Annotated in this window: 9 protein-coding genes, 1 other RNA gene and 1 pseudogene; 3 read left to right on the top strand and 8 right to left on the bottom strand. The window is 46.3% G+C overall.

Features of this window, described 5'->3' with window-relative positions; all coding sequences use genetic code 11:
- From gcvP to D3222_RS22840, 7 genes are all read right to left on the bottom strand, one after another.
- A partial coding sequence (gene gcvP / locus D3222_RS22870) for an aminomethyl-transferring glycine dehydrogenase (protein ID WP_118988164.1) occupies positions 1–2381 on the bottom strand: 2381 nt, incomplete at its 3' end.
- 87 nt (positions 2382–2468) lie between these two features.
- The gene (gene gcvH, locus D3222_RS22865; protein ID WP_118988163.1) at positions 2469–2861 is read right to left on the bottom strand and encodes a glycine cleavage system protein GcvH; all 393 of its coding nucleotides are present in this window, start codon (positions 2859–2861) and stop codon (positions 2469–2471) included.
- Between the two features lie 121 nt (positions 2862–2982).
- A complete protein-coding gene (gcvT, locus tag D3222_RS22860; protein WP_118988162.1) occupies positions 2983–4077 on the bottom strand; it encodes a glycine cleavage system aminomethyltransferase GcvT in 1095 nt (364 codons plus the stop codon).
- 358 nt (positions 4078–4435) lie between these two features.
- Complete coding sequence (ubiI, locus tag D3222_RS22855; RefSeq protein WP_118988161.1) at positions 4436–5668, bottom strand: FAD-dependent 2-octaprenylphenol hydroxylase; 1233 nt, start codon at positions 5666–5668, stop codon at positions 4436–4438.
- Between the two features lie 38 nt (positions 5669–5706).
- Entirely contained in the window at positions 5707–6885 is a 1179-nt protein-coding gene (gene ubiH, locus D3222_RS22850; protein ID WP_118988160.1) for a 2-octaprenyl-6-methoxyphenyl hydroxylase, read from the bottom strand.
- Positions 6886–6892: 7 nt separating this feature from the next.
- Positions 6893–8209 (bottom strand): Xaa-Pro aminopeptidase, encoded by a 1317-nt coding sequence (pepP, locus tag D3222_RS22845; RefSeq protein WP_118988159.1) that lies wholly within the window; start codon positions 8207–8209, stop codon positions 6893–6895.
- Between the two features lie 48 nt (positions 8210–8257).
- Positions 8258–8833: a YecA/YgfB family protein gene (locus D3222_RS22840; protein WP_118988158.1), complete on the bottom strand. Its 576-nt coding sequence runs from the start codon at positions 8831–8833 to the stop codon at positions 8258–8260.
- A gap of 186 nt (positions 8834–9019) precedes the next feature.
- On the opposite strand from D3222_RS22840, the gene zapA reads away from it, so the two are divergent.
- From zapA to D3222_RS22825, 3 genes are all read left to right on the top strand, one after another.
- Complete coding sequence (gene zapA, locus D3222_RS22835) at positions 9020–9349, top strand: cell division protein ZapA (protein WP_118988157.1); 330 nt, start codon at positions 9020–9022, stop codon at positions 9347–9349.
- A gap of 110 nt (positions 9350–9459) precedes the next feature.
- Positions 9460–9646: non-coding RNA, 6S RNA (gene ssrS / locus D3222_RS22830), on the top strand.
- Between the two features lie 37 nt (positions 9647–9683).
- Positions 9684–10283, top strand: a complete 600-nt coding sequence (locus D3222_RS22825; RefSeq protein WP_118988156.1) for a 5-formyltetrahydrofolate cyclo-ligase — start codon at positions 9684–9686, stop codon at positions 10281–10283.
- 62 nt (positions 10284–10345) lie between these two features.
- On the opposite strand, the pseudogene D3222_RS22820 reads toward D3222_RS22825, so the two are convergent.
- Positions 10346–10571 (bottom strand): annotated as a pseudogene (locus D3222_RS22820) (group II intron reverse transcriptase/maturase); the annotation flags it as partial.

Here is a 10571-nt window from a genome sequence, read left to right as displayed (position 1 = left end):
CGGGCAGCAATATAGTTAGCATTCAAAATCGCCGTCTGACTTGCCTGTTTCAGTCCCTGCGAGCCCATCATACGGATATACATCCAGCTAATCGGCAGAATAGAAGCACTACCAAATGGTGCCGCTGAGACAGCTCTCTGTTCAGTAATGCCATCCATTTGAACTACCGAGTGCCCCGGCAAAAACGGCGCCAAATGGGCTTTTACGCCAATCGGCCCCATACCTGGACCGCCACCGCCATGTGGAATACAGAATGTTTTGTGAAGGTTGAGGTGCGAAACATCAGCGCCGATAAAACCCGGCGCGGTGATACCAACCTGCGCGTTCATATTCGCACCATCAAGGTAAACCTGACCACCATACTGATGAATGATTTCACACACCTGACGGATAGTTTCTTCATATACACCGTGGGTTGATGGGTAAGTCACCATGATGCAGGAAAGCTCATCACCAGATTTTTCCGCTTTTTCACGCAGGTCTGTCAGATCAATGTTGCCCTCTTTATCGCAACTCACCACCTCAACCGTCATTCCCGCCATATGAGCAGAAGCCGGGTTGGTGCCATGAGCAGAACTTGGGATCAGACAGATATGACGATGCCCTTCCCCATGACTTTCATGGTAACGACGAATAGCAAGCAGACCCGCATATTCACCCTGTGCACCAGAATTTGGTTGCATACAAACAGCATCATAACCTGTCAGTTGCACCAGCCAGTGAGATAATTGGCTGATCATCTGCTGATAACCCTGCGCTTGCCCTGGCGGGCAGAACGGATGCAGTTCGTTAAATTCAGGCCAAGAGATCGGTAACATTTCTGCCGCGGCATTAAGTTTCATGGTGCAAGAACCCAATGGGATCATTGCCTGATTCAGTGCCAAATCTCGGCGCTCAAGACGATGCATATAGCGCATCATATCCGTTTCGCTGTGATAACGGTTAAAATTTGGATGCAGAAGGATTTTATCACTACGCAACATTGATGCAGGAATGGAGTGACTTTCCGTCATCAGCTCTTTATCCAGTGCTTCAACATCTAGCTTGTCATCCGTGCCTGTCAGCACAGAGAACAATTTAATCACATCATCACGACGGGTAACCTCACTCAATGTGATACCCACCGCGCCGTAAATATCGGTACGCAAATTGATTTCAGCTTTCTCTGCCCGGGCCAATACCGCCGCTTTATCAACAATTTCAACCGTCAGCGTATCAAACCAAGTTTTGTAACGTAGAGTCAACCCAGCTTTCTGTAACCCAGCCGCTAGAATGTCAGTCAGACGATGAATACGGCTCGCAATGCGTTTCAATCCTTTCGAACCATGATATACCGCATACATCGCCGCGATATTTGCCAACAACACCTGAGCAGTACAGATGTTGGAATTCGCTTTCTCACGGCGGATATGCTGTTCACGGGTCTGCATTGCCATGCGCAGTGCCGTATTACCTGCCGCATCACGGGAAACGCCGATAATACGTCCCGGCATAGAACGTTTGAATTCATCACGGCTGGCAAAAAATGCTGCATGGGGACCGCCATAACCCATTGGTACCCCAAAGCGCTGAGCAGAACCAAACACAATGTCAGCCCCTTGTTTACCCGGTGCCGTCAGCAGCACCAACGCCATCAAGTCAGCGGCAACACTGACAATGATTTTGCGCTGTTTCAGTTGTGCGATCAGATCAGCATAATCATGAACTTCACCTGTCGTGCCAACCTGTTGTAACAACACGCCAAATACACCTTCCTGCTCCAAGACTTTTTCTGCTTTATCCACAATCACATCAAAGCCAAAGGTTTCAGCGCGGGTACGAACAACGTCTAATGTTTGGGGGTGGACATCATCAGCAACAAAGAAACGGTCAGCATTTTTCAGTTTGCTGGTACGTTTTGCCATTGCCATTGCTTCAGCCGCCGCAGTAGCTTCATCCAGCAAAGATGCAGAAGCAATATCCAAACCCGTCAAATCGATCGTCACTTGTTGGAAATTCAACAGTGATTCAAGGCGACCTTGAGAAACTTCTGGTTGATAAGGTGTATAAGCGGTATACCAGCCAGGATTTTCTAATAAATTACGCAAAATAACCGGCGGAAGCACAGCAGGCACATATCCCATACCAATATAGGATTGGTAACGCTTATTTTGGCTGGCAATCGCTTTCAGTTCAGCTAGTGCTTGCTGTTCAGTTGCACCACCGCCAACATCGGGTGGCGCTGGTAAGGCGATATCGCGGGGAACAATTTTTTGTGTTAATTCATTGAGGGAACTTGCCCCCACTGTCGCCAGCATCTCTTTTTGCTGTTCGGTGGAAGAGCCAATATGACGGCGGATAAACTCGCCCTGGTTCTCGAGTTGGCTTAATGTCTGGGTCATTTGTTACTAATTCCTGAAGCTGGCCAGAAATGGCATACAAATAAAAACGCCCTGCTCACAATGTGAAACAGGGCGACGGTAAGCATATTATTCTTCTTCGTCCAGAAGTGCCTGATATCCTGCGGCATTCAGCAAACCCGAAAGTTCACTTTCATCAGAGGCTTTAATACGGAACAGCCAGCCTTCATTATAAGGCTCACTGTTAACCAATTCAGGCGCGTCATTTAGCGCTTCATTAACGGCAATAATTTCACCACTCAGTGGTGCATAGATATCGGAAGCCGCTTTTACTGATTCAACAACGGCACAATCATCGCCAAAATTGATTTCATCACCTACTTCTGGCAAATCAACAAAGACCATATCGCCGAGCAGCTCCTGTGCATGCTCGGTAATACCTACAGTGTATTCACCGTTACCTTCTGCACGAATCCACTCATGTGATTCAGCATATCTTAACTCTGTGGGGACATTACTCATTACCATCATCTCCTTCAATCCTAGAATCTACCCCTATTAGGCTATTTTGTGCTCCTGCACCAATCATGCTTTCCGGGATAAATTGCTATTTACTCATCAAGTTATTATTCGATAAAAATGACTATACGAGAGGTTTACCCGCCCGTACAAAGCTAGGTTTGACTACCTGAACCAGCATTTCACGATTGCGGATTTGGACAACCGCCTGTTCACCAATCCCCTGCGGCACACGGGCAAGGGCAATACTGAATCCTAATGTTGGAGAGAACGTACCACTGGTAATAACGCCAGAATGTAAGGTGCCCATCTCATCAGTAAAACTAACTATTAAACCACCGCGCAACACACCCTTTTCTCTCATCACCAAACCAACCAACTGCTCAGTACCCTCTTCACGCTGTTTTTCTAGTGCTTCACGGCCGATAAACTGGCGATCTTCGGGTTTCCAAGCGATTGTCCAGCCCATGTTAGCTACAAGGGGAGAAATGGTTTCATCCATTTCCTGTCCATAGAGGTTCATACCGGCTTCAAGTCGCAGCGTATCACGCGCACCTAATCCCGCGGGCTTAACGCCGACACTCAGCAATTTTTGCCAGAAATCCGCAGCTTGCTCTTTTGGTAACGCCACTTCATAACCTGTTTCACCGGTATAACCCGTTGTTGCGATAAACAGATCACCCGCCTGGACACCAAAGAAGGGTTTCATTTCGGCAATAGTCTGTTTCTGTTCATCATTCAACAGAGACTGTACTTTTGCCTGAGCTTCCGGTCCCTGAACCGCAATTAATGCCAGATCATCACGAACCTGAATATCAACCGGGTAACTGGCTACATGTTCATTAATCCAAGCCAGATCTTTCTCACGGGTCGCGGAATTGACCACCAATCGATAAAAATTATTGCTAAGGTAATAAACAATCAGGTCATCAATGACACCACCAGAAGCATTAAGCATCCCGGTATATAAGGCTTTACCCTTTTCTGTCAGTTTAGCAATGTCATTTGCCAGCAAATAACGCAGGAAATCACGGCAACCCGTACCATGCAGATCCACAATCGTCATGTGGGAAACATCAAACATACCGGCATGAGTGCGGACAGTATGATGCTCATCCATTTGTGAACCATAATGCAAAGGCATCATCCAGCCATGAAAATCTACCATACGTGCACCACAAGCCAGATGCTGGTCATACAATGGAGTTTGTTTTGCCATTATTTCCCTCTTTTCATTTCCTACATGAAAACATACCGCGTATTAACCGACAGATACTGTGAATCATGAACAAAGAGCGGCTAAAAAACGCGACGCAAACGATATCTTAAAATGAAAGTTATCACTGAAAACCCAAATGAACCATAAGTAAAAATAGGGTTCAATCCAGTGACCATCAAAAAACGGGTTATGAGTATGCAGAATTTTCAACTATTAAAATGAGTCATAATACTCAAAATTAACAATTAACTTTAGAAAACACTCATTTTCTGTTACAAGCTAACTGAAATATGAATCAAATCACCTATTCATATTTCAGCAAGACATGAGAAAAAGTTATCGATAAGTAGAGGCTAAATTAGATTTTTTCAGCCGAATGGGCTTTAGAAGAGAGCCAGTCTGGTAAATCACTCAACCCCATTGCCTGACGAAGCAATTTAGGTTTAATTCCCGGTAAATTATCTGCCAGAGACAACCCGATATCCCGCAAAAGTTTTTTCGCCGGATTATTGCCATCAAATAATTGACGAAAACCTTGCATCCCGGCCAGCATCACAGCAGCACCATGTTTACGTCGGCGCTCATAGCGACGTAAATAAAAGTGCTGACCAATATCTTTTCCCTGACCATGCAAACGACGCAATTCACCTATCAGCTCAGCGACATCCATAAAGCCCAAATTCACTCCCTGACCTGCCAATGGGTGAATGGTATGAGCGGCATCTCCCAATAAGGCCAGACGATGAGCCGCAAAATTACGGGCATAGCGACCGGTCAGTGGAATCGTCAGACGTTCACTCATCAGTTCACATTGACCAAGGCGCAGATCAAAATCCACCGCCAATTGCTGGTTGAAACGCCTATGATCAAGCTGTTTGTACTGTTCTGCGACTTCACCCGGTAGTGACCAGACGATAGAACACAAATGGGGATCGGCAAGCGGCAAAAACGCCAAAATACCATCACCATAAAAGACCTGACGGGCAACCCTGCCGTGCGGCTCTTCAGTGCGAATAGTGGCTACCAACGCATGATGTTCATAATCCCAGAATGTGAGAGGGATATCAGCATGTTGACGCAACCATGAATGAGCACCATCAGCACCAACAACTAAACGAGCGGTTAACATGCGACCATCGGATAAAGTCATAAAAGCTTCATTTTCACCCCAGGCAACCTGTTTCAAAGCCGCTGGCGCCAAAATGGTCACTTCAGATAAGCTGTCTGCTTTTTTCCATAATGTCTCACGGATAACCCGGTTTTCAATGATATGACCAAGATATTCCAGCCCATATTCAGCCGCGCTGAACCGAATACGGCCAAAACTATCCCGCTCCCAAACCGCCATTTCTTGATAAGGGCTAGTGCGCATCTCCAGAATCTGTTGCCACACACCAAGATGCTGTAACAGGCGCTCACTGGCCGCATTAATTGCAGAAACCCGCAAAGCATACTCTTCTCCAGCAATAACGGGTTGAGTAGGCGGATAGTTCTCCACCACCGCCACCCGCAAACCGCTGCCTTGCAAGCCACAGGCAAGCGCCAAACCCACCATACCACCACCAGCGATAACCACGTCAAATGATTGCATAATATAACGTCCTCTTATTTTGTCTGCTTTATCTGCGGTTATCTTTGGGCGACCCAACCCAGAGTCTGACGGGCCAGTATATCCCGCATAGGAGAGCATTTTTCCATCATCATCAGGCCGAAGTTACGCCCAATTTGTAATGGAAAATAACGATTGGCAAATATCCGTATCAATCCATCGGTAATATCGATAGTGTTTTCCCGATCTAAAACCCGTTGCTGTTGATAGTTGGCCAGAACCTGGTAAGTACCAATATCCTGACCAGCAGCAAAAGCCTCAGAAACAATCTGAGCCAGTGTCATAACATCTCGCATACCAAGATTAAAACCCTGACCCGCAATCGGATGTAATGTTTGCGCGGCATTTCCCACCAACACCAATCGATGGCTAATCTGTTGATTTGCAGTAGATAGTGTCAATGGATAACTGTGACGCTGACCAGTTTCCAATATTTTCCCCAGTCTCCAGCCAAATACTCGCTGTAACTGCCTAAGAAATTGCTCATTATTCCAACTCGCTATCTCCTTTCTCCGCGCCAACTGATGGCACCATACCAGCGAGCTCCGGCCCTCAGACATTGGCAGCAAAGCCAATGGGCCATTTTCCGTGAAACGTTCAAATGCACTGCCTCGCGGATGCTCCGAAGTCAGTATATTAGTAATCACGGCAACCTGTTCATAAGCGTGTCGTTGCCACTGAATATTACAGGCGAGACCAATGGCAGAATGGCTGCCATCTGCCGCTACCAGCAATTCACCTTGCAGCCGCTCGCCACTGTCCAGAGTGACAGCTACCGATGACAGGGTTCTTTCAACAGCCATAACCCTGGATGGACAATATAACGTTACACCAGGCGCATTTTTCAGCAATCCGAACAAACACTGCCCTGCATCATACAATTCGATAACATTACCTAGAGCTGGAATGTTATATTCTTTTGCATAAAGATTCACAAACCCTGCATGACCACGATCACTAACATGAACGTGAGTTATTGGTATCACATAATCTTCCAGAGCAGACCAAACGCCGATCTGTTGTAAACGCTGACAAGTACCGTAAGCCAGCGCTATCGCTCTGGCATCAAAGCCGGGATGTTTCTGCTCCGGCTCTGCTGCTTCAATCAGGGACACATGAATCCGCCCCTTACTCAGGGAAGATATCGCCAGCGCAAGTGTCGCGCCGGTCATGCCTCCACCAACGATAATCACGTTCATTTTTAACTTAACCCTGTTTTGCTTTCGCCATCAGAGCTTCAATCTCATCAGCTTCTTTCACAACACTGGCTGTCAGGTTTTCATTACCTGTTTCAGTGATCAAAATGTCATCTTCAATACGGATACCGATACCGCGATATTCCATCGGCACATCTGCATCCGGTGCAATATAAAGCCCCGGCTCAACCGTCAATACCATTCCTGGTTGCAGAATACGGTCGCGCTCTACACCATAATCACCGACATCATGCACATCCAACCCTAGCCAATGACTGAGACCATGCATAAAGAACTGGCGATAGGCTTTAGTTTCGATTAAATGTTCAACTTCACCGTGCATAATGCCCAGTTTCACCAACTCTTCCACCATAATCCGCACGACATGTTCTGTAACTTTGTTGATACTGGTGCCAGGCTTATACAATTCCAATGAAACATTGAGCGTTTTCAGTACGATATCGTAAATTTCACGCTGAGCACGGGTGAATTTGCCATTGACAGGGAAAGTACGAGTGATATCTCCGGCATAACCCAGATATTCACAACCTGCGTCAACCAATACCAAGTCACCCTCTTTCATCCTGCTTTCATTCTCGGTGTAGTGCAGGATACAGCTATTTTCACCACTCCCTACAATCGTGTTGTAAGCAGGGTAACGAGCCCCTTGATAAGTAAATTCGTGATGAATTTCGGCTTCCAGTTGATACTCAAACATTCCTGGTCGGCAAACTTTTATCGCGCGCGTATGGGCCTGCGCACTGATTTCACCTGCCCGGCGCATAACTTCAATTTCTGCCTTGGATTTGAACAACCGCATTTCATGTACCCAAGGGCGCCAATCAGTTATCGATAAAGGCGCTGAAAAATTACGGCGACCGCCTTTTCTTAAAATATCCAACGCATGGAAGACAATTTCATCCGCGTAGGCAAATTCGCCTTGCGCGTGATAAACCACATTTAAACCATTCAGCAACAGGTAAAGCTCTTCTTTGATATCATCAAAAGGCAAAGCACGATCAATACCCAGTTTTTCCGGTGCCGCTTCTTGCCCAAGACGGCGACCAAACCAAATTTCCGCGGTCAAGTCACGCGCTCGATTAAAAAGAACACTATGATTATGCGTATCATCACTCTTAATTAATACCAGCACCGCTTCCGGTTCATTAAACCCAGTCAAATAAAGGAAATCGCTATGCTGACGATAGGGATATTCATTATCTGAATTTCGTGGCGCAGGCGGGGCAGAAAAAATAATCGCTGCGCTGGCCGGAGCCATTTTTGCCAGTAAAGCCTGACGGCGGGATAAATATTCTTGTTTGATCATACCCTCTCCTGCGACTTAGTTAATTATGTTGCGCTCAATAAACACCAATTAATGCAATGTTGGTTTATCATTTTTTGCAATTAAAACGGTTTTAGGTTCAGTAAAGGCGATATAGCAAAGCTGCGCAGCCACCCGCACATATTCAAGGACCTCTTCCAGTGCCTGGGCCAACTCTTCTTGATCATCACCTTCTTCATAACCAAGTAGACCGATATTGCGCAAATCACCAATAATCTCACTGATCTCTTTTTTATCCGCGAACTTCGGTTGAGCAACACCTAACCCCAGCAAAAAATGGTTAACCCATCCAGCTAATGCATCTGCTCGTTCAAACACATTATCTTCCTCATCTGGCAGCAATAAACCGAATGCAAAATTACTGTCATCCAATGATTCGAATGTGATTTCACGTAATTCACGCAATTGTTGGGCTAATGGAGGGGAAAAAGCTAGCCCATCATTCGCTAAGTCATGAACCAAGACCTGCCAACTACTGTCGCGATTACCGCCGCACAGCAGGCCGCTAATCAACCCATGCATCTCCGCTGCCGTCAGTGCCACTGACTGTTGATGCAATATTTCGTCAAAAGATTGATAATCTGGTAATGAATTCTGTATAGACATGTGTATTGGTCATCGTTGACGGTGTAAGTTCATGCTATGCTACCACCAAGGGGAGTCGCTATACCAGACAACAACCTTCGCTAATCGTGAGTTGTCTGTCGGTATGGCGTTATAATGATTGGCGCCAGTTTCAATTCTATAATTCAGAATTAAAACCGGGGCGCAGCAATAAGTCAGGAAGGGGTCATGTCTGCACAACCGGTAGATATCCAGATTTTTGGGCGGTCACTACGTGTCAATTGTCCATCAGAGCAAAAAGAAGCATTGCTGGCTGCGGCTGTGGAACTTGAGCAACGTTTAGAAGATTTAAAAGAGCGCACCAGAGTAACCAATACTGAACAATTGATTTTTATTGTGGCACTGAATATCTGTCACGAATTGGCACAAGAAAAAGTGAAAACCCGTGACTATGCCTATAATATGGAACAGAAAATAAAGATGCTTCAACAGACTATAGAACACGCATTAGTGGAACAAGGTCGCATCACTGAGAGCACTATTTCACCAACTGAATGAATTCTATCGATAAATCATACATTAGTGAGTGAATCATTCGAGAATTAGTTGATTTCTGTATTTAGTTTCATACAATAGGTGGCATAAAGTTGCTTACAAGCGCTGAATAAATTTCTCTGAGATGTTCGTTAACGGGGAAAGTCCCCTGAGCCGATATTTCATACATGATAGAATGTGGTGCTCCGTAGTCTGGTGTGCATGCTCGGTTCGGCCGAGAAGCCTTAAAGCTGCGACGCTGCGTTCACCTTGAACCAAGGGTTCAAGGGTTACTACCTGTAACGGCATCTTGGAGAATCTCAACCTTAATCGCTGCTGCTATCCACCGGCAGGTTCTATGCAATCAGAGCCCCTATTATCACTCAGGCAAAACATTAGAAAGAAAATACGCCAACAACGCCGTGAACTCACTCCTGAACAGCAATCGCTTTTTGCAAGACAGGCTGCTGAGCGAGTAATCAACCACCCCAAAATTCACCAAGCCAACAAAATCGCACTATTCCTTTCGTTTGATGGTGAACTTGATACCCATCCACTGATTAACCAACTCTGGCAACAAAATAAACAGATCTATCTGCCGGTATTGCACCCTTTCCATCATCACCATCTGCTATTTTTAAACTATCAACCCAATAGCCCGCTTGTCAGAAATCGCTTCAATATAGAAGAACCACCGCTGAATATTAAACAGGTTTTACCCTTATCAGAGCTGGATATTATGATGATCCCGCTGGTTGCTTTTGACCGCACAGGGCAACGGCTTGGCATGGGTGGTGGTTTTTACGATCGTACTCTGAGCCGATGGCAACAAAAAAATTTTTATCCGATAGGTCTGGCGCATAACTGCCAGCTAGTCGATACACTACCATCAGCCGAATGGGATATCCCATTACCCGAAATCATCACACCTGAAAAAATCTGGCAATGGATCGAGTAGGAGGCAGGCTTTGACCCGCCGTCCTCTCACACCACCGTACGTACGGTTCCGTATACGGCGGTTCAGGTTATACGTTTGAGCCGTTGTATCGTGTCCGCGACTGATACCAGTCCCGCTTTATTCCACCGCCTTTTTGGCAGCGCCTGATTCATATGAGATGCCCCTGCATTCCACCACGCTCCGCGACCGTTCCACGCCGATTTACAGGCCCGGGACTCCGCTATGCCCAGTTGCATCAGTTTTCTCGCCCTCGCTGAGGGGGATTTCCACTGCCGCCACAGTATGCAC

This window comes from Photorhabdus sp. CRCIA-P01, assembly GCF_003545805.1.
Classification (GTDB): Bacteria; Pseudomonadota; Gammaproteobacteria; order Enterobacterales; family Enterobacteriaceae; genus Photorhabdus; species Photorhabdus antumapuensis.
Note: the sequence above shows the minus strand (reverse complement) of the source record. Positions and strands in the feature narration are given on the sequence as shown.

What these genes read in the sequence shown, in the direction of transcription:
- ubiH (WP_118988160.1), bottom strand. Translation starts at nt 6,885, where the DNA reads ATGAACGTGATTATCGTTGGTGGAGGCATGACCGGCGCGACACTTGCG.
- ubiI (WP_118988161.1), bottom strand. Translation starts at nt 5,668, where the DNA reads ATGCAATCATTTGACGTGGTTATCGCTGGTGGTGGTATGGTGGGTTTG.
- gcvT (WP_118988162.1), bottom strand. Translation starts at nt 4,077, where the DNA reads ATGGCAAAACAAACTCCATTGTATGACCAGCATCTGGCTTGTGGTGCA.
- gcvH (WP_118988163.1), bottom strand. Translation starts at nt 2,861, where the DNA reads ATGAGTAATGTCCCCACAGAGTTAAGATATGCTGAATCACATGAGTGG.
- zapA (WP_118988157.1), top strand. Translation starts at nt 9,020, where the DNA reads ATGTCTGCACAACCGGTAGATATCCAGATTTTTGGGCGGTCACTACGT.
- D3222_RS22840 (WP_118988158.1), bottom strand. Translation starts at nt 8,833, where the DNA reads ATGTCTATACAGAATTCATTACCAGATTATCAATCTTTTGACGAAATA.
- pepP (WP_118988159.1), bottom strand. Translation starts at nt 8,209, where the DNA reads ATGATCAAACAAGAATATTTATCCCGCCGTCAGGCTTTACTGGCAAAA.
- D3222_RS22825 (WP_118988156.1), top strand. Translation starts at nt 9,684, where the DNA reads ATGCAATCAGAGCCCCTATTATCACTCAGGCAAAACATTAGAAAGAAA.